The 22,466-nt window shown below is 70.6% G+C and carries 16 protein-coding genes, 1 tRNA gene and 2 pseudogenes; 10 read left to right on the top strand and 9 right to left on the bottom strand.

The genetic code is table 11. The features are described 5' to 3' along the window. The first annotated feature begins 375 nt into the window (after positions 1-375). Positions 376-1,617: a sensor histidine kinase gene (locus ACIP89_RS16570; protein ID WP_401927124.1), complete on the top strand. Its 1,242-nt coding sequence runs from the start codon at positions 376-378 to the stop codon at positions 1,615-1,617. A gap of 18 nt (positions 1,618-1,635) precedes the next feature. On the opposite strand, the gene ACIP89_RS16565 is transcribed toward ACIP89_RS16570, so the two are convergent. Next, positions 1,636-2,310, bottom strand: coding sequence for a response regulator (locus tag ACIP89_RS16565; protein ID WP_402115421.1), 675 nt, complete (start codon positions 2,308-2,310; stop codon positions 1,636-1,638). A 147-nt stretch (positions 2,311-2,457) separates the two neighbouring features. Here ACIP89_RS16565 and ACIP89_RS16560 point away from each other — a divergent pair. The 3 genes and pseudogenes from ACIP89_RS16560 to ACIP89_RS16550 form a co-directional block, all read left to right on the top strand. Then, positions 2,458-2,904 (top strand): annotated as a pseudogene (locus ACIP89_RS16560) (transcriptional regulator); the annotation flags it as partial. Further along, positions 2,901-3,458: a flavoprotein gene (locus tag ACIP89_RS16555; protein WP_402115419.1), complete on the top strand. Its 558-nt coding sequence runs from the start codon at positions 2,901-2,903 to the stop codon at positions 3,456-3,458. The pseudogene ACIP89_RS16560 and the gene ACIP89_RS16555, both read left to right, overlap by 4 nt. 211 nt (positions 3,459-3,669) lie before the next feature. Continuing rightward, positions 3,670-4,494, top strand: a pseudogene (locus ACIP89_RS16550) (site-specific integrase); the annotation flags it as partial. A 2,370-nt stretch (positions 4,495-6,864) separates the two neighbouring features. On the opposite strand, the gene ACIP89_RS16545 reads toward ACIP89_RS16550, so the two are convergent. After that, positions 6,865-6,940, bottom strand: a tRNA-Arg gene (locus ACIP89_RS16545). Positions 6,941-7,499: 559 nt separating this feature from the next. Between ACIP89_RS16545 and ACIP89_RS16540 the strand changes: the two genes are divergently transcribed. Further along, entirely contained in the window at positions 7,500-9,194 is a 1,695-nt protein-coding gene (locus tag ACIP89_RS16540) for a class I adenylate-forming enzyme family protein (RefSeq protein WP_402115417.1), read from the top strand. On the opposite strand, the gene ACIP89_RS16535 is transcribed toward ACIP89_RS16540, so the two are convergent. After that, positions 9,181-10,458, bottom strand: a complete 1,278-nt coding sequence (locus tag ACIP89_RS16535; RefSeq protein WP_402115415.1) for a M6 family metalloprotease domain-containing protein — start codon at positions 10,456-10,458, stop codon at positions 9,181-9,183. The two genes, ACIP89_RS16540 and ACIP89_RS16535, sit on opposite strands and share 14 nt — an antisense overlap. A 283-nt stretch (positions 10,459-10,741) precedes the next feature. Between ACIP89_RS16535 and ACIP89_RS16530 the strand changes: the two genes are divergently transcribed. Next, complete coding sequence (locus tag ACIP89_RS16530; RefSeq protein ID WP_401927118.1) at positions 10,742-11,404, top strand: TetR/AcrR family transcriptional regulator; 663 nt, start codon at positions 10,742-10,744, stop codon at positions 11,402-11,404. A gap of 178 nt (positions 11,405-11,582) precedes the next feature. After that, positions 11,583-13,115 carry an MFS transporter gene (locus ACIP89_RS16525; protein WP_401927115.1) on the top strand — a complete coding sequence of 511 codons (1,533 nt, stop codon included), beginning with the start codon at positions 11,583-11,585 and terminating at the stop codon, positions 13,113-13,115. Between the two features lie 109 nt (positions 13,116-13,224). On the opposite strand, the gene ACIP89_RS16520 is transcribed toward ACIP89_RS16525, so the two are convergent. Then, positions 13,225-13,740: a MarR family winged helix-turn-helix transcriptional regulator gene (locus ACIP89_RS16520; RefSeq protein ID WP_401927113.1), complete on the bottom strand. Its 516-nt coding sequence runs from the start codon at positions 13,738-13,740 to the stop codon at positions 13,225-13,227. A gap of 135 nt (positions 13,741-13,875) precedes the next feature. Here ACIP89_RS16520 and ACIP89_RS16515 point away from each other — a divergent pair, with 135 nt between their 5' ends. After that, positions 13,876-14,658: a dioxygenase gene (locus ACIP89_RS16515; protein WP_401927111.1), complete on the top strand. Its 783-nt coding sequence runs from the start codon at positions 13,876-13,878 to the stop codon at positions 14,656-14,658. 33 nt (positions 14,659-14,691) lie between these two features. On the opposite strand, the gene ACIP89_RS16510 is transcribed toward ACIP89_RS16515, so the two are convergent. Then, entirely contained in the window at positions 14,692-15,831 is a 1,140-nt protein-coding gene (locus ACIP89_RS16510; RefSeq protein ID WP_401927214.1) for a questin oxidase family protein, read from the bottom strand. A gap of 95 nt (positions 15,832-15,926) precedes the next feature. Beyond that, positions 15,927-16,487: a GNAT family N-acetyltransferase gene (locus ACIP89_RS16505; RefSeq protein WP_402115413.1), complete on the bottom strand. Its 561-nt coding sequence runs from the start codon at positions 16,485-16,487 to the stop codon at positions 15,927-15,929. 147 nt (positions 16,488-16,634) lie between these two features. Between ACIP89_RS16505 and ACIP89_RS16500 the strand changes: the two genes are divergently transcribed. Further along, positions 16,635-17,633: an RNA polymerase sigma factor RpoD/SigA gene (locus ACIP89_RS16500; protein ID WP_402115411.1), complete on the top strand. Its 999-nt coding sequence runs from the start codon at positions 16,635-16,637 to the stop codon at positions 17,631-17,633. Between the two features lie 116 nt (positions 17,634-17,749). Here ACIP89_RS16500 and ACIP89_RS16495 read toward each other — a convergent pair whose 3' ends face one another. Beyond that, a complete protein-coding gene (locus ACIP89_RS16495) occupies positions 17,750-18,733 on the bottom strand; it encodes a helix-turn-helix transcriptional regulator (RefSeq protein ID WP_402115409.1) in 984 nt (327 codons plus the stop codon). Positions 18,734-18,795: 62 nt separating this feature from the next. On the opposite strand from ACIP89_RS16495, the gene ACIP89_RS16490 reads away from it, so the two are divergent. Continuing rightward, complete coding sequence (locus ACIP89_RS16490; RefSeq protein WP_401927205.1) at positions 18,796-20,343, top strand: MFS transporter; 1,548 nt, start codon at positions 18,796-18,798, stop codon at positions 20,341-20,343. A 67-nt stretch (positions 20,344-20,410) separates the two neighbouring features. Here ACIP89_RS16490 and ACIP89_RS16485 read toward each other — a convergent pair whose 3' ends face one another. Both ACIP89_RS16485 and ACIP89_RS16480 read right to left on the bottom strand, forming a co-directional pair. Continuing rightward, positions 20,411-21,181 (bottom strand): DUF6227 family protein, encoded by a 771-nt coding sequence (locus ACIP89_RS16485; protein WP_401927203.1) that lies wholly within the window; start codon positions 21,179-21,181, stop codon positions 20,411-20,413. 124 nt (positions 21,182-21,305) lie between these two features. Next, on the bottom strand, positions 21,306-22,400 hold the full coding sequence (locus ACIP89_RS16480; RefSeq protein WP_402115542.1) for a P1 family peptidase: 1,095 nt from the start codon (positions 22,398-22,400) through the stop codon (positions 21,306-21,308). Positions 22,401-22,466: the final 66 nt, after the last annotated feature.

Raw genomic sequence — 22,466 nt, 5'->3', positions numbered from 1 at the left:
CCGTCCCCGGGTTCGAGGTGAGGGTGCCGCAGCGCCCCGCCGGGTGCGGCCGCGGACGCTGCGGCGCGTACCGGCCGCCGTCCCCACAGGGCGCGGCACGCCGTCCGGCTCCGTCACCGCGTGTGACGGTCCCGGACCCCGGCGGCGCGGTGCGGCCACCTGACCGGCCGGCCGCGGCGCCGCCGGCCATGTACGCCGTCGGCACTGACGGCGCTGATGCCGGCGGCCGGCCTCGGGGGAGGACCGGCCGCCGTGATCACCATGGTTTCCTGCGAAGACGCCCCGCGATGTCGGCCATAGGTACGGTTCCGGCGCGGGCCTGTCGGTCATTCGGCCGACACGGCGACCCGGACCCGTACACCTACGCTGACCGGCGTGGACCTGGACCTTCCGTTTACTCCCGCGGTCAAACGCCTCATCACCGTCTGTGCGCTGCTCGCGCTCGCCCTGACCGGGTTCGCGGACGTCGCTCTGCTGTCCATGGCGCCCGACCCGTGGCACCCCGCCACGAACTGGCTGCCCGTCCTGGTGACGGGCCCGCTCCTGATCCTCGCCGTGGGGGACACACGCTTCTCGCCCCCGCTGCTGCCGCGCATCTGGATGGCGGTGGCGATGTCACTGACGTTGAGCGGGATCTGTGTCGCGGTGCCCCAGACCGGGTCCTCCGTGGGCGCGCTGGAGACCGCGGGACTGCTCGGTCTGCTTCTTCGCACCGCCGCACGGACCGCGCGCCCGAAGGCGGCCGCCGCATCGGCCGCGGCCCTGAGCCTGACCGTGCTGGTCGTGCCCTTCCGCACCGGCTCGTGGTCGAGCATCGTGGCGGGCGTCTACGTCCTGACCGTGATAGTCGCCATCGTCATCACACTCGGCTGCGCGATCCGCGCCATGGAAGCGCGGCGCCGCCGGGCCATCACCGACGTACGCCAGGCGGAACGCCTCGCGCTCGCCCGCGACCTGCACGACCTGATCGCACATCACATGACCGGAATCATCGTCCAGGCCCACGCGGCCACAGCCGTCTACCCCACCGCGCCCGAAAAGGTCGAGCCGATCCTGCGGAACATCGCGCAGGCCGGCACCGAGACACTGGAATCCATGCGCCGCCTGGTCCGCGTGCTGAGGGAGGACAACCACACCGCGGTCCGCCCGGGAGACCTGCTCAGCGAGCTCGCCGAGCTGACCGCCGGCTACTCGACGCCCGCGGCCGCCGGCCTCGCGCCCGCCACCGCGCGCCTCGAAGCCACCGCTGCCGCGCGCACCGCCCACATCAGCCCCGAAGTGGAGATCTCCGCCTACCGCGTGGCCCAGGAAGCACTCACCAATGTGCGCAGGCACGCCCCCGGCGCCCAGGTCGAGGTCCGCCTCGACGCCGACAGCACCTGGCTGCAGCTCAGCATCACCGACACCGGAGGACCCCAACGCCCCGCTGTGCCGGCCGGCGGCCAGGGCGGCTTCGGCCTCATCGGCCTGCGCGAACGGGTCGAGGCACTCGACGGAGCCCTCCGCACCGGCCCCCTGCCCAGCGGCGGGTGGGAGGTGAGAGCCACCTTCCGGCTGCGTGCCCCGTCCTCGGCCCAGGACACCGCCACGCCCGCCGGCCCCCCGCCCGCGGCCTGACCCGAGCGGCCGGGCCGCTCATCCGGCCGGCCGTACCGCGCCGTGCTCCCACGCCCACGCGGCGATCTCCACCCGGTTGCGAGCCTCGACCTTGGCCTGGATCCGCCCCAGATACGTCTTGACGGTCGACAACGACAGGAACAGCTCGTCGCAGATCTCCTGATTGGTGCGACCGACCGCGATCAGCCGCACGATGTCCAACTCCCGCACGCTCAGCCCGGACGCCGCCACCCCGGACGGCGCCGCACCCGCCTCGGCCAGCTCCAGCCTCTTCAGCAGCCGCACCGTCACCGCCGGGGAGACGAGCGCGTCCCCCCGGGCCGCGGCGTGCACCGCCTCCACCAGCAAGGCCGGCGTGGCGTCCTTCAGCAGGAACCCGCAGGCGCCGTTGCGCAGCGCGGTACGCACGTAGTCGTCCTGGTCGAAGGTCGTGATCACCACGACGTTCAACGGATCGGCCACCCCCGGACCGGCCAGCTGCCGGGTCACCTCCAACCCGTCCAGCCGCGGCATCCGGATGTCGGCGAGCACCACCTGCGGGCGCAGCCGGTGCGCGAGCTCAACGCACTCCACGCCGTCCGCGGCCTCCCCGACCACCTCGATGCCGGGTTGCGCGTCAAGGATCATGCGGAAACCGGCACGCACCAGCTCCTGATCATCGGCAACCACAACGTCAATACTCGTTCCGGGCATACGCCAGTTCGTATCACAGCGGCCGCACCGCCCCGGCGCGCTCCTCCGCCGCCCGGCCCCCTCGACCACCACACCGTCACGTCGCCCACGCACCCGGACCTGCTCCCCGAGGCGCCCGCGGAGGCCGAGGCCGGCCCGCGCCGGAGGCTGCTGCTCCGTGGAGCCGGCGGCGGCCGCTCCGCCACCCGGGACTTCCTCACCGAGGCGAAGGAAGTCGCCCGCTACGTGGCACTCGACAGCCCCGACGCCTGGGCCAACTTCAGCCCGACGAACGTCGCCCTGCACGGACTCAGCGCGGCGGTGGCCTTCGGCGACGCGGGCGTCGCCCTGGACACCGCCCGGCCTCTCATGCGCCGCCACATCCCCGTCTCTGAACGTCGTGCCGCCCTGTGGATCGAGGCCGGCCGCGCATACAGCCAGCAGGGCCGCCTGGCGGACGGGTACCAGGCGCTTCGCATCGCGGAGAGCTGCGCGGCCCAGGACATCCGTCGCCCGGCCGTCCGTGAGCTGGTGGCCGACATGGCCGCCCGCGACCGTCGTCGTACGCTGCCGGAACTGCACCGTTTCAGCCGTCGACTGGGAGTCCCCGCGTGAGTGATCAGCCGGACCGGCAGACCAAGAAGCCCTTCCTCTACGTCGTCGTCTGCGCCTCCGGCATCGCCGGCGACGTCGGCATCCTGATCACCGCGGCCCAGAAGGCCAACTGGGATGTGGGCGTCGTCGCCACCCCGCAGGCCCTCGGCTTCATAGACACCGAGGCGGTCGAGACACAGACCGGCTACCCGATCCGCTCGGCCTGGCGCTCGCCCGGCGACCCACGGCCGCTGCCGCCCGCCGACGCCATCGCGGTGGCCCCGGCCACCTTCAACACGATCAACAAATGGGCTGCCGGGATCTCGGACACCCTGGCGCTGGGCATCCTGTGCGAGGCGTACGGCTTCGGCATCCCCATTGCCGTCATGCCGTACCTGAACTCGGCGCAGGCCGCCCATCCCGCTTACAGCCAGAGCCTGGATCGGCTGCGCGAGATGGGCGTCCTGATCGGTTCGTACGAGCCTCACAAGCCGAAGGCCGGCGGTGGGGCGGACCAGTACCGCTGGGAAGAGACGCTGGAGCTGCTTGCTCCCAAACGGTCCGCACCGGCCTGATCACCGCCGCCGTGCTGGTAGTGGTGCCTGCGGCGGCGGAGGTGCTGCTGCATGGTGGATAGGGGCAGCAGCGCGTAGTGGGGTGCTGCGCGCCGTGGCTTCCTGGGCGCGGGGACCAGGGACGTGACGGTCACCGAGGCGGCGGATGCGCCGGGTCAGCGCGCGGGCAGGGCCGATCGGGGTTGCTCGGGCCTCCGGCGTTGCATCGCCGGAGGCCGGCAGGTGCCCCAAGACGCTTGTGTGGACGGAGGAGCGCATCCTCCATTGGAAGCGCACCGGAGAGAAGCCCTCGCCGGTGATGGTCTGGACGCCGGAACACACCGGGCTCTTCCTCGACCATGTAGCCGGGGACCGGCTGTACGCGCCGTTTCACCTGGTCGCCTTCCGCGGACTTCGGCGAGGCGAGGCGTGCGGTCAGAGGTGGACCGACACGCACCTGGACGCCGGGCTCCTCACTGTCGCCAAGCAACTCGTGGTGAACGGCTGGGAGGTGTACGAGGACGATCCGAAGACGGACGCCGGAGCGCGCACCATCGCCCTCGACTCCGACACGGTCCAGGCCCTGACACGGCACCGTGCCCAGCAGGACAAGGACCGCAAGGAGTGGGAGAGCGCCTGGGTGGAGACCGGAAGGGTCTTCACCCGTGAGAACGGAGAACTGCTCCACCCTGCCAACGTCACGCGGCGGTTCATCGAACTGCACGAGGAACTCGGTCTACCGCCGATCCGGCTCCACGACCTCCGTCACGGTGCCGCCACCCTGGCTCACGCGGCCGGTGCTGGCCTGAAGGACATCCAGGAGCTGCTCGGTCACTCCTCGATCACCATCACGTCGGACACGTACACGAGCCTGCTCCCCGAGGCCGATCTGGCGATCGCAGAGGCTGCGGCCCGGCTCGTGCCGCGAGCGCGCGTCACGTCCGAAAAGGCCGCCCCCGAAGCGGCGGCCGAGCCCGACGACACGGAAAATTCCGGCCCAGAGTCCGTGCCGGATGATGCTGATCCGTTGGGAGAGGGCTTGGCCGACCAGGGCTGACCAGTGGGCCATGTGGGGCCCGGGCTCACGATTCCGTGAGCACCGCTCGGCATTCGCGGCGGGGGTTCAGTCGCTTCGGAGAACGGTGAACCACAGCCCCCGCGGCTGGGTTGCGCCACGGCCACTTCAATACAGCGAAGCTAAGACAGCAATTGATCACTCAAGCAGTGGATGAACAAAGGTCACGGTATGAATGACCTCTCCACTCTCCGACACCTCCTCAGAGAACACGAACCTACCGTTCATGCTGCTGTCCGCTGCCGACGAAGAAGGGAAGTCTTCCACCCTTGACCCTCGATCGAATCCAGGAGCCTTCTGGGTAGCGTTTTCATCAATCACCGCGCCGAGGTCCAGGGAGGGGGCACTGTCGACCCAGGTCTCAGTCCACCCTCCTTGAGGGAAGTCTCGCGGATCTCCAGAGCGTAGATGCTGGCGCATCGACTCCAATACACAATCCTCGACAGTGCGAGCAGCCTCCCGATTCGGAACGAGGCACCGATTGATCAGGACACCGCCCCGAGCGACGTGGGCAGCGACGCGGTCATACACCCTTGGCTCGTTATGCGTGATTCCGACCTTGATCAGCCCTAGGGGTGGAAAATGGATCAGGTATACCCAGTGAGGGAGATCCGGGTCGATCCCCTCTGCGCACCGCAAGCAAGGAGGGGCGCCAGCGGCGAGTGCACAGATGGAGACCTTCCTGCTCGCACCACAGTCGGGCTCAGCACAGTGCGCAGAGACTGGATCCGATAGCTTCGCATACCCGTCGTGCTCTCGAATCAATCCGAACTTGCCATAGAACTCGTTTTGCCAACCAGCGAGCTTTGACGTGAAGCATGCATAGCAATGCGTCCATGGCTTACTCGAACTCGAAAGTATGTGGACGGCGTTGAAGGTGTTCGGGGCAGCACAGAGTACGCACACGACATCGATCGACTCCCAAACTTCCCCAATACGGCTGACCATTTGACTCTCTGGAAGCGTCCTCCCAGACCCATCTACCATCTCAAAACCTGCTTCGCGGACCATTCGGGCCACGTCGCTCTGGTCCATCAGCCAGTGCTCTGGGTTCCGCGCCAGACCGTCCTCATACATGCGGCGACCGACGCACCAGTTGCAGAGTTCAATACTTCGCGACTGGATCTCCTTGTACGGAATCGCCCCGGGCCTGCCACAGGTCTGGCACCGGTATCTCCTCGGGGCCCCAGGAGATACAAACGTCCCCTCTGGATCTACCTTGAGTGCACGGTAGATCGCATCGATACACTCAACACAGCGTCCTGGCTTGCCTTTGCGATTGGCGCTCTCATTCTTGCCACACCTGGAACAGGGTCGGACTGCCATGGGGCCCCCTTCAGCGCGATTGCCTCTACGAGGCTACGGGCGGGCACTGACAACGGGCCGGGGTAGCCATCCTCGCCTCTCAGTGATCCCTTCACCGTGCGCGGTCAGCTCACAGAGGGCATCGCGGACGGATGACCTTGTCGGTGGACTACCGCCCCGGACCTACCGGAGCCTCCCGACGCCTACGCACACCAGGCCATCTGACGTGCATTTTTCATGATTCACAGGGCCCAGTGGGCGCGAGGTAGCCCCGGACAACTACAGCACTCCTAGCAGCAAGAGTCCTCCGGGGCGGCGGGCGGGGCGCTCTGGTTGGACGCCGCGGGCGTGGCCGCAGTCCGGGTGGGTGCAGGGGAGTGGTGCTGGTCGGACGGAAGCTGGCCGGTGGAAGAGTGGACCGTTGAGAACTTCAGGTCGCTCATCGCCACGGATTTGCCGTCGATCCAGCGCGTTGCGGCCATGCTGGACCTCTTCGCCGTTGAGCCGGAGCGCGCGTACAGCACCACCGCCCTAGTTGAGCGCATCAACCTCGACCGCAGTCAGATCAAGGGCGCCCTGACTGCCTTCACCCGGCACCTGCACGCGCACTACGGGCGCGGCAACTGGTCGATGAGGTTCGAGTGGGCCACCGACCCCGACTCCACCTACGCGGCTGAGGCGTTTACCGTCTCGACAAGGCGAACGCCGCTCGCTGGCAGGAAGCACGCGCTACAGCGTAGTGCGCGCGACGGGGTTGGACCTGGTTCAGGGCGGCCCACTCTGCCGAGACGACCGCTGCAGCCCGGCTCGTACCGCGAGCCCGCACCACCTCCGAAAACGCCGCCCCCGAAGCGGTGGCCGAGCCCGACGACACGGAGGATTCCGGCCTGGAGTGCGTGCCGGATGATGCTGATCCATTGGGCGATATTCGGGAGATCAACTCTCCGTCCGCTCACGCACCGCTCACGCAAACGGCCCCGGACGAGAAGTCCGAGGCCGAGTAGGCCCCTCCCTGGGGGATAAACCCCAGGTCAGAGCGGTAACGCGTGGTGCCCCCGGCAGGATTCGAACCTGCGACACCCGCTTTAGGAGAGCGGTGCTCTATCCCCTGAGCTACGGAGGCGCGGGCTTGGAGTGGCCTTGTCGGCGGCCCGGTGGACGGGGCGTCGGCAAGGGCTGCGAGCCCACTGGTCGGACGTGGTGTGGCGCCTTCTGCGATCTTGCCGGTGCAGGCGGCGGGGCATACCGGTGAACGACCAGGGACAGCCTAGCGGATCCGTCCCCGCGAAGGGCTTCCCCATCGGGTCGGTGGCATCGGGCGCCGGGTGTCTGGGTTCTGACCTGCGGTTTTCGTGGGCCCGGGTTCTTGGGGAGGGACGTGGTGGCGGCCCGCCACTCCTCCGTAGCCATCCCCGGCTTCGTCAACCCGGTCCTTCCCGTGCTGGTGTCCGCCGCGTTCGTCTGCGCGCTTGTCGGCCTCGTACTCCATCGCGGGCGACGCACGGTGAGTTGAGGGTGAGGCGTGGTGCGGGTCGCGGGGTCCCTTGACGGGGTGCGGGCGTGGGCATAGCGTCACGAAAGCCCTGAGCAAGCGCTTAGAGAGGTCGTTCGTGCCGCACCCCGACCAGACTCCAGCAGCCCCCGTTCCCGAGCCTGCCCGGGAGGCGGCCAGAGCCGGGCGGGTGGAAGCCGCGCTGACCGGGCCCGGGGGGCCGTTCGCCGTCGTGCGTGCCGAGGACGGGCCGCAGGCGGGGGTGCTCGTGTACGCGGACGGGCCCAGGACGCTTCGTGAGTTCGTGGAGACCACCTGGGCGTTCGGGGACCAGCCGTTCCTGATCTCGGAGGAACGCCGCTATACGTACGGGGAGTTCTTCGCCGCGGCCTCCGCGCTGGCGTGCCGGCTGAGCGGGGTGTACGGGCTGCGGCCGGGGGACCGGGCCGTGGTGGCGATGCGGAATCACCCGGAGTGGCAGATCGCCTTCTGGGCCGCGCAGTTGGCCGGGCTCGTCGCCGTGCCGCTGAACGCCTGGTGGACCCGGGACGAGTTCACGTACGCGCTCGACGACTGCGGGCCCCGGGTGCTCCTGGTCGACGGGGAGCGGTTGCCGCTGGTCGCGGACTGGGCCCGTGGCTCCGGGGCGCGCGTCATCGTCTTCCGTGACGAGGAGCGCGGGGCCCGTGGCGCGGAGCCGGCGGGCGGCGTCGAGTGGTACGCGGACCTGCCCGCGCCCGATCCGTACGCCGCGCCGCCCGAGGTCGAGATCCGGCCAGAGGACGACGCCACGATCATCTACACCTCCGGCACCACCGGCAGGCCCAAGGGCGCCGTCGCCACCCAGCTCGCCCAGGCGGGTGCCGCGCGCAACCCCCGGTTCCACGCGGCGGCGTCCGCGCTCGGCCGGGGCGTCATCCCGGGACAGGGGCCGGCGCCCGTCACGCTGCTCACGTTCCCGTTCTTCCACGTCGCCGCGTTCACCAGCTTCTACGCCGCGATGTCGGCCGGCGGCGCCCTCGTGCTGATGCGCAAGTGGGACGCGGAGGAAGCGCTGCGGCTGATCCGCGAGCACGGGGTGACGCACTACGCCGGGGTGCCGGCCACCGCGCTCCAACTGCTCGCCGCGGCCGCCGAGGAGGAGGACGGGCTGGAGAGCCTCCAGATGCTCAACACGGGCGGGGCCGCCGCCCCGCCGGATCTGGTGGCCCGGCTGACCGCCCGCTACGGGGAGCGGATCGAGCCGCGCAACGGATACGGGCTGACCGAGACCAGCGGCGGCGTCCTGGCGAACTTCGGTGCCGAGTACCGGGCGCATCCCGGCAGCGTCGGCCGCCCGACCCCCACCACCGAGGTACGGATCGCCGGTCCGGCGGGGGAGGAGCTGCCCGAGGGCGAGGCCGGCGAGCTGTGGCTGCGCGGACAGGCGCTGGTCCGGGGCTACTGGCAGGACGAGGAGGCGACGGCGCGGGCGTTCGGCGGCGGCTGGTTCCGTACCGGGGACCTGGCGGTGAGCCACGAGGGGCGGGTCGATGTCGTCGACCGGATCAAGGACATGGTGATCAGGGGCGGCGAGAACGTCTACTGCGTCGAGGTCGAGGGTGTGCTGCACGGCCACCCGGACGTCGAGGACGCGGCGGTCCTGGGTGTCCCCCATCCGGTGCTGGGTGAGGAGGTCGCCGCGGTGGTCAGGCTCCGCGCCGGTGCGGCGGCCACGGCCGAGGAGCTGCGGGCCCATGTGGGCCGGAGTCTGGCCGCTTTCAAGGTCCCGGCCCATGTGCTGGTCTCCGGCGAGCCGCTGCCCCGCAACGCCACCGGGAAGATCCTCAAGCGCGAGCTGCGCGGCCCTGTCGAAACGGAGGTCCGGGAGGTCAGGGGCGGGTGACCCGGACCCGGTAGTCACCCTTGGAGTCCTTGTCGACCACCGCTATGCGTATCCCCGTGGACCGGTCGGTGAAGGTCTGGCCGGGCTGGAACGGGGCGTCGGAGAGCTCCGCGTGCACGTTGGGCAGCCGGGTGCAGCCGCTGCTGTCCTTGGTGCTGTCCGCGACGGAGATGGGGCCCTGGCCGGTGTCGACGTCCGAGTTCACCTTGTAGATCAGCACGCCGGGCCGGCAGACGCCCTGGTCGTTGCCCCCCTGTGTCCGTACCTCCACCGCGTAGCCGGACTCCGCGCTCAGCGGGACGAACGCCAGCTTCGTGCCGCCCCGGGTGGCCAGCGGCTCCAGTACGTGGTCGCTGGTGCCGGTCCGCGAGGCGCAGCTGATCTGGTTGTTGTCCAGCCAGCCGAGCTTCCACTTGTGCCAGCCGAGCAGGTCGTTATTGGCGCCCCAGTCCTCGGACATGATGTCCCAGTGCCCGACCGAGCCGCCGCCCTCCATCGTGTAGAGGTCGGGGAGGCCGAAGACGTGGCCGTTCTCATGCGGCAGGACGCGGTATCCGGTCTGGGCGTACGACCCCGAGCCGTCGTCCTGCCGGCTGTAGACGAAGGACGTGTTGGCGAGCGGCACGCCGTCCGCGTACGGGGCGTCGTCGTTGCCCGAGAAGGTCACCGACAGCACGGTGTCCAGGGCGGAGGGGCCGGCGTTCGGGCTGACGAGAATGTTGACCAGGTCGTACGCGCTGAAGTCCACCTTCGGGTCGGCGGCGGCGACGATGTCCTGGACGAGGTGGCGGTAGCCCGGTTCGTACGGTGAGCCGCGCTCGATCCCGTAACCCGAGAACGGCAGTGGCATCCGCAGCCAGGACTTCACCGGGGCTTCCGGCACGTAGGTGAGTCGTCCGTACGAGCTGGTGCGGAACCAGTCGGTGGTCTGCGGGAAGAACTCCGCGAGCCGGTCCATGGCCGGCTCCGTGCCCGGCGCGTCCGGGAAGTCGACCATCAGGTTGAGCGCGTGGATCTGGCCGGTGGAGCGGGCGTAGCCCGGCTGGGTCGGCATGCCCTCCGACATCTGTACGCCCATGGACGCCGATATCCGGCACGGGCCGATCCCGGCCGTTCCGGTGCTGGACACCGGACCGGCGGAGGCCCGGCTGGGGAGGGGGAGCGTGCTGCTGGCCGAGGCCAGTACCGCGATGACCAGGGCTGTTGCCGCGCCGAGGGCGACCGGGTGGCGGTGCTTGCGTATCCGGTGGCGAGGCTGCTGCATGAAGGCGCCTTCGGGTCCGCGGCAGCCGGCCGACCCTGGCTGCGCTCTGTCGATCAGCCTCTGCCGGGTGGTGCGGGGCCGCGCGTTGGGTGCGCCGAAGGGGTGGGATTCTCCCGTTTCAACATGATGTGACCCAGGTCACATGAGGCCGGGAAATAACCGGGGACCATTTCCCCGTTTGCACCCGTGTCCCCGCGAAACGGGGAGGCGGTCCCCGGTTACGCGGAGAGGCCGCCGGAACAGCACACGTACCAGCAGTCACCGGAAGAGAAGGAGCGCCGTCGTGGACACCGTCACCCCCGCGGTCCCCGGAACCGCGCAGCCGCGTACGCCCCGCCCGCGGGCCGACGCGCTGCGCAACCGGGAGCGGATCGTGACGGCCGCGCGCGAGATGTTCGTCGAGTTCGGGCCGGATGTGCCGCTCGACGAGGTCGCCCGCCGCGCGGGCGTCGGCAACGCCACGCTCTACCGGAACTTCCCGGACCGGGCCGCGCTGACCCATGAGGTCGTCCTCGCGGTCACCTCCCGCACCACCGACCGTGCCGAGGAGGCCGCGAACGAAGAGGGAGACCCCTTCGCCGCGCTCAGCCGCTTCGTGCACGCGGCGGCCGACGAACGGATCGGGGCGCTGTGCCCGATGCTGTCCGGCGGCTTCGACAAGGACCACCCCGAACTGCTCGCCGAGCGGCGGCGCCTCGAAGAGGCCGTCGAAGGACTCGTCGGGCGTGCCATGTCCGCGGGGCGCCTGCGTACCGACATCGCCGTCGGTGACGTACTGGTCGCCCTCTCCCAGCTCACCCGGCCGCTGCCAGGCATCGCCTGTATGAACATCGACCGGTTCACCCACCGCCACCTCCAGCTGTTCCTGGACGGACTGGAGGCCCCGGCCCGGTCCGTCCTGCCCGGTACGGCGGCGACCTTGGAGGACCTGCGGCGCCGGAGCTGACCGGCGCGCCGGGCTCCTGAGACGGCTGCCCGGCCGCCCCGCCCCGATCACCCGCCCCCTTTCTTCTCGACCCTCGTCTCCTCCCGACCCTCACCCTTACGGGCCCTCACCGCATCCACGGTTCACGGCCCGGTTCACGACTTCGCGCGCCCGAACGCGCCCTTAGGTGGCTACTCCCATGTCAAAAACCCCTGATGTCCGACTCCCTGATCCGAGTCGCTGGAAGGCGCTGGCGTTCATCGCCCTCGCCCAGTTGATGGTCGTGCTCGATGCCACGATCGTGAACATCGCGCTGCCGCACGCCCAGACGGACCTGGGCATCACGGATGCCAACAAGCAGTGGGTCATCACCGCCTACGCCCTCGCCTTCGGCGGACTGCTGCTCTTCGGAGGCCGGATCGCCGACCTCTGGGGCCGTAAGCGCACCTTCGTCGTCGGGCTGATCGGCTTCGCGCTGGCCTCCGCACTCGGCGGAGCGGCCCAGAACCAGGGCATGCTCTTCGGCTCGCGCGCACTCCAGGGTGTCTTCGGCGCCCTGCTCGCCCCCGCGGCCCTCTCGCTGCTCGCGGTGATGTTCACCGACGCCAAGGAGCGCGCCAAGGCGTTCGGCATCTACGGTGCGATCGCCGGCGGCGGCGGCGCCGTCGGCCTCATCCTCGGCGGGTTCCTCACCCAGACGCTGAACTGGCGCTGGACGTTCTTCGTCAACATCCCCTTCGCGATCGTCGCCGCCCTGGGCGCGTACTTCGTGATCCGTGAGCCGGCCGGCGGCCGTAACCGGTCCTCGCTCGACATCCCCGGCGTCGTCCTGTCCGCGCTGGGCCTGGTCTCGCTGGTGTACGGATTCACCCGCGCCGAGTCCAGCGGCTGGTCGGACGCGCTGACCATCGGTACGTTCGTCGCCTCCGGTCTGCTGCTGCTGGCCTTCGTGCTGACCGAGTCCAAGGTCAAGTCGCCGCTGCTCCCGCTGCGCGTCCTGATGGACCGCAACCGCGGCGGCGTCTACCTCTCGCTGGGCCTCGGCGTCATCGCGATGTTCGGCCTGTTCCTCTTCCTCACGTACTACCTGCAGGTCGTCCAGGGCTTCTCGCCGATCAAGACCGGCTTCGCCTTCCTCCCGATGATCGCGGGCATGATCACCGGTTCGACGCAGATCGGTGCCCGGCTGATGACCCGGGTGCCGGCCCGGATGCTGATGGGTCCGGGCTTCCTGACCGCCGCCGTCGGCATGCTGGTGCTCACGCAGCTCCAGGTCGACTCGTCCTACGCGGCGGTCATCCTGCCGGGGCAGCTCCTGATGGGCCTGGGCATGGGTACGGCGTTCATGCCCGCCATGTCGCTGGCCACGCACGGCATCGAGCCGCGGGACGCGGGTGTCGCCTCCGCGATGATCAACACCTCGCAGCAGGTCGGCGGCGCGATCGGCACGGCGCTGCTCAACACCATCGCCGCCTCCGCCGCCACGGCGTACGCCACCTCGCACGCCGCGCTCGGCGCCACCGACCCGGAGCAGCTCAAGCTCCAGTCGATGGTGCACGGCTTCACCGGCGCCATCTGGTGGGCCGTCGGCATCCTGGTGGTGGCCTCCGCGATCGCGGCGACCTTCGTCAACGCCGGCCGCCCCTCGACGACCACGACGTCCGGTGGTACCGGTGCCGGTTCGGCCGACGGTGTCGAGGACGAGGTCCGGATTCCGGTCGTCGCCCACTGAGTCACCGCGCGGGGCGCTGGTCACCGCACAGGCCTCTGCCCCGGTTCCGTCCGACGGAACCGGGGCAGAGGTGCGTGCGGTGGGTGGCCTGTGCGGTGGGGCGGGCGGGTCAGCGGAGCCAGGGCAGGTCGGCGTCCGTGCCCTCCGGCTGCAGCCCGGCCGCGACGACCTGCATGATCTCCCCGAGCGAGCGCACCTGCTCGGGGGTGAGCCGGTCGAACAGCGCCTGGCGTACGGCGCTGACGTGGCCCGGTGCCGAGCGGCGGAGCATCTCGTGGCCCTCTTCGGTGAGGACCGCGTTCTGGCCGCGCTTGTCGGAGGGGCAGTCCTCGCGGCGCACCCAGCCGCTCTTCTCCAGCCGGGCGACGGCGTGCGAGAGCCGGGAGCGGGTGATCTTGGCGTCCTTGGCCAGCTCGGTCATCCGCTTCTGGCGGCGGGGCGCCTGGGAGAGCTGGACGAGCAGTCCGTAGTAGATGTGCGGCATACCGGCGTCACGCTGCAACTGGCGGTCGAGGTGATCCTCCAGGAGCGTGGCGGCGTGGAGGTATGCCCGCCAGACGCTCTGTTCTTCGTCGGTGAGCCAACGCGTCTGTTCACCGGTGGATGCCGTGGTCATGTACTCCACTGTACGACCTTTTCTTGAAAGTTGAACTAGATAGAGCTAAGGTCTCCGAAGGTAGGAACTTGAAGCTTAAAGAAGTATTCCTTCTGAAAGCTCCAGTAGAAGACTTACCTTGAGCAGCAGTGGATGGGGAGTGCCATGACAGTCACCGCGGAGCGCATGCCCGCCCTCTACCTCTCCCACGGCGCCCCGCCGCTGGCCGACGACCCGGTCTGGCCCGGTGAACTGGCCGCCTGGTCCGCCGGGCTGCCCCGGCCCACCGCCGTGCTGATGGTCTCGGCCCACTGGGAGGAGGCCCCGCTCGCGCTCGGCGCCACCGAGACGATCCCGCTCGTCTACGACTTCTGGGGCTTCCCCGAGCACTACTACCAGGTGCGGTACGCAGCCCCCGGCGCACCGCTGCTCGCCGAGAGCGTGCGCAAGCTGCTGCGCGGCGCCGGTACCCCGGTCCAGGACATCCCGGACCGGGGCCTCGACCACGGGGCGTACGTCCCGCTGGTGGAGATGTTCCCGGCGGCCGACATCCCGGTGCTGCAGATCTCCATGCCGACCCTGGATCCGCAGAAGCTGATGGACATCGGCCGCAAGCTCGCGCCACTGCGCGACGAGGGCGTCCTGATCGTCGGCAGCGGCTTCTTCACCCACAACCTGGCCGCCCTGCGGCATCCGGGCGGCGGCACCCCCGGCTGGTCGGCGGAGTTCGACGACTGGGGGAGCCGCGCACTCCAGGCGCAGGACGTCGACGCGCTGCTGGACTTCGAGAACAAGTCCCCCGCGGGCCGGCTCGCCCACCCGCGCACCGAGCACTTCGCCCCGCTCTTCGTGACGCTGGGCGCCGCCGAGCAGGAGCTGGACCAGGGGCGCAGCGTGATCGACGGGTTCTGGATGGGGCTGGCCAAGCGCTCGGTGCAGTACGGGTAGGACGCGTTTCGGACGGAGTGCCGTCCGCCGGGGTCAGAGCTCCGGAGGGATGAGCTCGATCGAGCGGAGTGCGGCGGCCAGCGCGGCCGGGCCGCCGACGTCCAGCGCGGTGTCGGTGAACTTGATGGTGTGGTCGTTGCCGTGTGCGGCGGCCCGCGCGAAGACCTCCTCCGGGGTCAGCCCTTCGGGCGCGGCCGGGTGCTCTGCGGGCCGTGCCGGGGTGTACGCGGCGGTGACCGCCGCACTGGCCGCCCACGCCGCGTCCAGGCTCGGGGCCCACAGCTCGCGGGGGAGCGCGGGCAGCGTGCGCAGTACGGCGTTGGGCGCGGTCGCGGCGTGCACCAGCATGATCGGTGAGCCGTGCGCGTGCGCCGCGTAGCGCTCGGTCGCGGCGCGCACCAGCTCCTCCAGCCGGGCGCGGGCGAGGTCCGGGTCCGTCGCGGTCCTGGTACGGGCGGGGTCCGGGTCCGTCGCGGTCCCGGCATGGGCGGGGTCCGGGTCCGTCGCGGTCCCGGTGCGGGCGGGGTCGGCGTCGGTCACCGGCCGGGGCGGCCATACCGGGAACCCGGTGAGCTGGTCCAGCCGTTCCAGGATGCCGCCGCTCTGGTCCGGCACCCGGTCCACGGCGTCCAGTGCGGCGGCCGCGCCGGTCACCGGGGCGAGCGGCGCCAGTGGCGGCAGCGGCTGGTGGCGGGCCGCCCAGTAGCCGAGGCCGTGGGCGAGCTCCGCGACGCGGGGCGCGTTCTCGCCGGAGGCCAGCAGGGCGCGTACGCAGTGGCCGACCCGGATCACCGGGTGCGTGGCGCCGGCCGCGATGCCGGGGAGCAGCCGGGGCCACCACTCGGCGAGGACCTCGCGCCAGGGCCGGTCGACGGTCTCCCGCTCGAAGTACGCCGTCCAGTCGGCGATGCGGCGGGGGTCGCCCAGGGCCTCGCGCCAGTTGTCCGGGGTCACTTCGGCGAACCGGTCGGGCATGTCCTCCAGCTTCGCCCGGTAGTGGTCCAGCCAGCGGTGCACGCCGGGCGCCTGGCCGTGGTGCACCAGTGCCTCGACCGCCATCGGGGCGTGGTTGCTCAGCCAGCCGTCCCGCTCGGGGCCGAAGGAGTGAAGCCGTTCCAGTGCCTCGTCGAGCGTGCCGGAGGTGTCGGGTGAGTTGCGCGTCGTGTCGTCCATGCCGCATCACGCTAGGCACCGCGACCGCTCTCCGTAACGGGCTGCCGACCTAGGGAGACCCACGGCTCCGGTCCTAGGGAGGTAGCCCGGCGGGACTAGGCCGAGGGCCCCAGGTGTTTCTCGTACCAGGCGACGTCCCAGTACCGGCCGAACTTCCGGCCGACCTCCGCGTACGTGCCGAGGTGGCGGAAGCCGAAGCGGTCGTGCAGCCGGACCGAGGCCTCGTTCGGCTGGGTGATACCGGCGTACGCCCGGTGCAGGTCCTCGCCGGCCAGTGCCTCGAAGAGCGCCGTGTAGAGGAGGGTGCCGATGCCGCGCCCGGCGGCGCCGGGGGCGCAGTACACGCTCACCTCGACGGAGGTGGAGTACGCCGCCTTGGGGCGGAAGGCGCTGCTGGTGGCGTACCCCAGGATCCGGGGAGCGGGGCCACCGGCACCCGACGCGTCGACATTACGGACATCCTGAGCAACCAGGAGCCGGTGCGGGCCGTCTACAGGGTGGGAGCGCAACCAGGGCAGACGCTGACCCGGAGTGAAGGGAGCCGTGTCGAATGTGAGGGCGGTCTCACGCACGTAATGGTTGTAGATGTCGGTGAGGGCTTCCAGATCGCCCTCGATACCAGGCCTGACCTGCGCCTCTGTGTCTATCTGTGTCATGTGCCCTCCCTTGGTGGCGCGACAGGGTACTGCATGATCGCGAAAATGAATGCCAGGCATGGGAATTCTGTCCGGATTCCAGTCGTTGTTTCCATCGGAAGCTGGGCACCCGAAAGGGTGTCGCGACCTACTCAGCAAGGAGCACGCATGGCAACCCGTGCCGTCGCCCGACGTTCGTCCTCCACCGGCGGGACCAACCGGGCAAGCAGTGTTCGCGCCGTGGGCGGGGAGATCGCCGATCGCGACCTGGTCGGCATGTATCTCGATGAGATAGCGCGCACGCCGCTGCTCGATGCCGCCAAGGAGGTCGAGCTGTCGCAGGCCGTCGAGGCGGGCGTCTTCGCGCAGCGGATCCTGGACGGCGCGGTGGAGAGCGATGCCGGTGGAGCCTCGCGCGAGGAACTGGAGGCGCTGGTCGCCGACGGCGAGCGCGCCAAGGACGTATTCATCCGGTCCAACCTCCGACTCGTGGTCGCCGTGGCCCGCCGGTATCCGCGGGCCGGGCTTCCGCTGCTCGACCTGATCCAGGAGGGCAACGCGGGCCTGGTGCGTGCGGTCGAGAAGTTCGACTACGCCAAGGGCTTCAAGTTCTCCACGTACGCGACGTGGTGGATCAGGCAGGCCATCACCCGCTCGATAGCCGACCAGTCGCGCACGATCCGGCTCCCCGTCCACCTGGTGGAGGAGCTCGGCCGGATCCGCCGGGTGCAGCGCGAGTTCAACCGCGAGCACGGGCGCGACCCGGAGCACGCGGAGATCGCCGCCGAGCTGGACTCCACGACATCGCGCGTCAGTGACGTGCTGGACTGGGCCCGTGACCCGGTCAGTCTGAACATGTCCGTGGACGACGACGGCGACACCCAGTTCGGAGACCTCCTGGAGGACACCTCTGCGGTGTCCCCCGAGCAGTCGGTGATGACACTGCTGCGCAGCGAGGAGCTGGAGGAGCTGATCGGCAGGCTCGACAACCGCACCGCCTCCATCATCCGGATGCGGTACGGAATCGAGGACGGCCGTGAGCGGACGCTGACCGAGGTGGGCAAGCAGCACGGGCTGACCCGGGAGCGAATCCGCCAGATCGAGAAGCACGCGCTGCTCGAACTGAAGCGAATGGCTCACGACACGGGCTTTGACGCTGCGGCGTGAGCCCAAGTCCAGTAACCTCCGAATTGGGCCACTTCATCGCGGCCCCCCTGAGCTGAGTCCCGGCGCCCACCCCCCCCTGGCGCCGGGGCTCATCCCTTTTTCCGGGCTCAGCCTCCTCACGGTGCCGACTGCGCGGCCGACGGCAGTGCCGCGCGGGTGAGTCTGCCGCCCAGGTCGTCCAGATACGCCACCAGCCGCGGCGGCCCGTGCGCGGTGAATTCGCAGCCGACCAGGGCGAGGCGCACCGCGACCCACTCCAGCGAGTCCGACAGCGCCGCGCGCAGCCGGCAGCTGTGCTCACCGGTCGGTTCCAGCGGGCCGATCGAGGCGGGCAGCCGCGAGGTGACGAACTCCGCCGGTGCCGCGAAGCTCACGTCGATCGCCAGCTCCGGTCTGATGCGTGCCATCGATCTGCCGAGGAGCTCCGCAGCGTCGCCGGTGGGCAGCTCCCGTGGCGTGAAGCGGGCCCCCGTCGGATACGGATCGCTCACCCGGTCGACCCGGAAGGTGCGCCAGGCCTCCCGCTCCAGGTCGTACGCGACCAGATACCAGCGCCACCCGGTGCTGACCAGGCGGTACGGCTCGACCTGCCGCCGCGTCTCGGCGCCGTCCCCCGCTCGGTAGGCGAACCGCAGCCGCTCCCGCCCGGTGACCGCGGAGGCCATCACGGTCAGCGTCTGCGGGTCGATCGTCGCGCCGTCCCCGCGGGCCAGCGGCACCGTCGCGTTCTGGAGGACGGAGACCCGGTGGCGCAGCCGCGAGGGCAGCACCTGCTCCAGCTTGGCCAGCGCCCGGACGGAGGCCTCGTCGACGCCCTCGATGGCGTGACCGGCCCCGACCCGCAGCCCCACCGCGATGGCCACCGCCTCCTCGTCGTCCAGCAGCAGCGGCGGCATGGCCGTGCCCGCCACCAGCCGGTAGCCGCCGATCGCGCCGCGCGACGCCTCCACCGGGTATCCCAGGTCGCGCAGGCGGTCGATGTCCCTCCGAATGGTGCGCGGGCTGACGTCGAGGCGTTCCGCGAGTTCACTGCCCGGCCACTCGCGCGGCGTCTGGAGCAGTGACAGCAGGTTCAGCAGTCGTGCCGGGGTGTCGGTCATGTCACCCAGGATGCCCAGCCATTGGGTCACGAGCTGACCTAATGGGCATTTAACTTCTTCATATGACTTCTTCCGCACCCCAGCCGTCCGGGACAGCCGCCGCCGCGGTGTCCCCGGATGCCTCGGACCGCCGCCGGTGGTTCGCGCTGGCCATCGTGATGACCGCAGCCTTCATGGACCTGGTCGACGTCACGATCGTCAACATCGCCATCCCGAGCATCAAGCGTGACACCGGTGCCTCGTTCAGCTCGATCCAGTGGATCACCGCCGGATACGCCCTGGCCTTCGCCGCCGGGCTGATCACCGGGGGCCGGCTCGGTGACATCTACGGCCGCAAGCGGCTGTTCCTCATCGGGATCGGCGGCTTCACCGTGGCTTCCGCGCTGTGCGGCTTCGCCGCCAACCCGGAGATGCTGGTCGCCTCGCGCATCCTCCAGGGCGGTACGGCCGCGCTGATGGTCCCGCAGGTGCTGTCGATCGTGCACGCCACCTTCCCGGCGCACGAGCGCGGCAAGGTCTTCGGCCTCTTCGGCGCGATCGTCGGCCTCGGCGCCGTGTCCGGGCCGCTGCTGGGCGCGCTGCTCACCGAGTGGAACATCGCCGGTCTCGAATGGCGCCCGATCTTCCTGATCAACCTGCCGGTCGGCATCGCGGGACTGATCCTGGGCCGCAGGTTCATCACCGAGTCCAAGGCGCCCAGGGCGCTGCGCCTCGACCTGATTGGTGTGGTGCTGGTGACGGTGGGGATGCTCATGCTGATCTACCCGCTGACCCGTGGCGAGGAGCTGGACTGGCCGCTCTGGGGCTACCTGTCGATGGCCGGCAGCCTCGTGGTGTTCCTGGTGCTCGTGCTGTTCGAGCAGCGGAAGGCGCGCCGGGACGGTTCGCCGCTGGTCGAGCTGTCGCTGTTCCGGGTCAAGAGCTTCGCCGCCGGTATCGCCGTACAGCTGACCTTCGGTGTCGGCCTCGGCATCTTCTTCCTGGTCTGGACGCTGTACATGCAGGAGGGGCTCGGCTGGAGCGCGCTGCGGGCCGGTACGACCGGCATCCCGTTCTCGGTGGCCGTCTCGGTCGCCGCCGGGATCTCCGTACAGAAGCTGGTGCCGCGCTTCGGGCGCAAGGTCCTCCAGGCGGGCGCGCTGCTGATGGCCGCCGGTCTGCTGCTCTACATCTGGGAGTCCGACCGCTACGGCATGGGGATCACGCCCTGGCAGATGGCGCTGCCGCTGGTGGTGATGGGGCTCGGGATGGGTCTGATCGTCGCCCCGCTGGCCGACGCGGTGCTGTCCGAGGTGCCCAAGGAGCACTCCGGCTCCGCCTCCGGGCTGTTCAACACGGTGCAGCAGATGGGCAACGCGCTGGGGCTCGCGCTCGTCTCGGTGATCTTCTTCGGGGCGATCGGTGACCGGCTCACGCCCGCGCAGGTGGGTCCGGCGTTCGCCGACGCCTTCGAGCAGTCGCTGTGGTGGGTGGCCGGTGTGCTCGCGGCCATCTTCCTGCTGATGTTCGCGCTGCCGGCCCGGCCGAAGCAGCACGTGGAGGGCGGCGACGAGGTGGCCGGGGCCTCCTTCCCCGCGGAAGCCGTCGACGAGCCCGTGCTCACGCACTGAGCGGACGGAGAACGTGAGCGGTGCCCGTACCCCCCGAGGGTGCGGGCACCGCTCACGTTCCGCCCGCTCAGCAGATGCGCGTACGGCTCTCCATCGCGCCGCGCGCCGTCTCCTCGTCGGCGTACACCTCGCACATGTGGCGGCCGTCGGGCGTCGCCGTGTGCTCGACCTCCCACAGGCTCGTCTCGCTGCCGTCCAGGAGCAGGAAGGCGTGCTCGTACAGCGTGAAGCCCGCGTCCCGCCCGTCCACCTGGCACTGGCGGCCGAAGATCTGGGTGATGTGGTGGGCGAAGGCGGCCCGCAGCAGGTGGGCGGTCTCCTCGCCGGGGACGTCACCGTTCTCCGCGCGGCGCAGCACGCGGCGGGCGTGGTCCGCGGAGTTGTCCGGGGCGTACATCCGGGGGAGCGGGGCCGGGGGCGCCGCCATCAGGGCCGTGAGGATCTCCAGGTCACCCTGCGGTCCCTCGTCCCCGAAGACCGGGGCGTCGCGGAAGCCGCCCGCGAGCCGGGCCGCGGCGATGTGCACGTCGGCCTCGTCGTCGTACAGCTCGTGCTGCCGGTCGCCGGGCTGTGAGCCGCAGCGGGGGCCCTCGGGGTCCCGCTGACCGCAGTGCACCAGCTCCCAGAGCGTTAACGGGCTGCCGTCGGACAGCAGATACGTATGCCGGTACGTCTCGCGGTGCAGCGTCGAGCTGTGGTGCGAGGAGTGCAGGGAACTGCTGTGGGCGAGGGCGGAGCCGAGCCGCTCGACCGTGCCGTCGGGCAGGTCGAACGAGTTGAGAGCCCGTCGCAGGAGTCGTTCGAGGTGCTGCTCGGTGGTCTCGTACGGATCGCTCAAGGTGCTTCTCCAGGCCGTCGCCGCGTGTTACCCGATGCGTGCTTAACGTAGTCCCTGGTTCTGACATCGTGACCGGGGTTCAGCAAAACGTATGACGCACGCAGAAGGTTCCCGGCGTTTTGCCCTAACTTCCTTGTGCGGAGGGCGAGTCGGCTGCGGGTCCGCCGCCCGCGGGCCGCCGCGGACGCGGCCGCGTGCCATAGAGGTCGCTGTACGAGAGGAACGTGCCGCCGCCCTCGTGGCCGTTGACGCCGGTAGCGGCCCGCACGGCCTTCACGATGGCGCGGGTCAAGGTCTCCGCACCCGCCGCGAGCAGGTCATTGAGCGCGATCGGGTCCGCCGGGTCCAGGGTCCGTCCGCCGGTGGCCAGCGCGAAGACGGTGTCCCCGTCGGTCAGCAGATGCACGGGCCGGATGGCGCGCGCCAGCCCGTCGTGCGCGGTGCCCGCGAGCTTCTGCGCCTGCGCCCGGCTGAGGTCGGCGTCCGTGGCGACGACGGCGAGCGTGGTGTTGAGCGGGGGGCGCGTGTTCGCGTCGTACGCCCGCGCCAGGCGCTGTTGCGCCGTGCGGTGGACCTCCGGCGCGGGGGCGGCGGCCGGTTCGGCGGCTCCGTACTCGCCGTACAGCACCCCGGTACGGGGATCGAGCACCGAGCCCGCCGCGTTCACCACGACCAGCACGCCCACCGTGACCCCGGACGGCAGCAGGACGCTCGCCGTCCCCACCCCGCCCTTCAGCTGCCCGGCGACCGCGCCCGTGCCCGCGCCGACGCAGCCCTCGGCGACCGCCGCCCCGGGCTCCGTGCGCGCGGCGTCCTCCACGGCGGCCCGGCCGGTCGACGCGTCCGGACGGGCCCGCCAGTCGCCGCCCCGGCCCAGGTCGAAGACGCACGCCGCCGGAACCACCGGAACGACCTGCGCCGGATCCGCCCCGACCCGCACGCCGCGCCCCTGCTCCTCCAGCCAGGCCATCACCCCGGACGCCGCGTCGAGCCCGTACGCGCTGCCCCCGGTCAGCACCACGGCGTCGACGCGCTGCACCAGATTGCGCGGGTCGAGCGCGTCCGTCTCCCGGGTGCCGGGGCCGCCGCCGCGCACATCGACGGCGGCGACCGCACCGCCCTCGGGGGCGAGGACCACGGTGGTGCCGCTGAGAGCACCCTGGCCCGCGAGCGAGGCGTGCCCCACCCGGATCCCGGCAACATCGGTCAGCGCGTCCATCCGGTGCTCCTCGGGGTCGGGGTCGGGGTCGGGGTCGTGAGAGTGGCGGGCGGTACGGGTGAACCT

This window comes from Streptomyces sp. NPDC088730, assembly GCF_044751215.1.
Classification (GTDB): Bacteria; Actinomycetota; Actinomycetes; order Streptomycetales; family Streptomycetaceae; genus Streptomyces.
The sequence above is the reverse complement of the archived record's forward strand: the minus strand, read 5'-3'. Positions and strand labels throughout refer to the sequence as shown.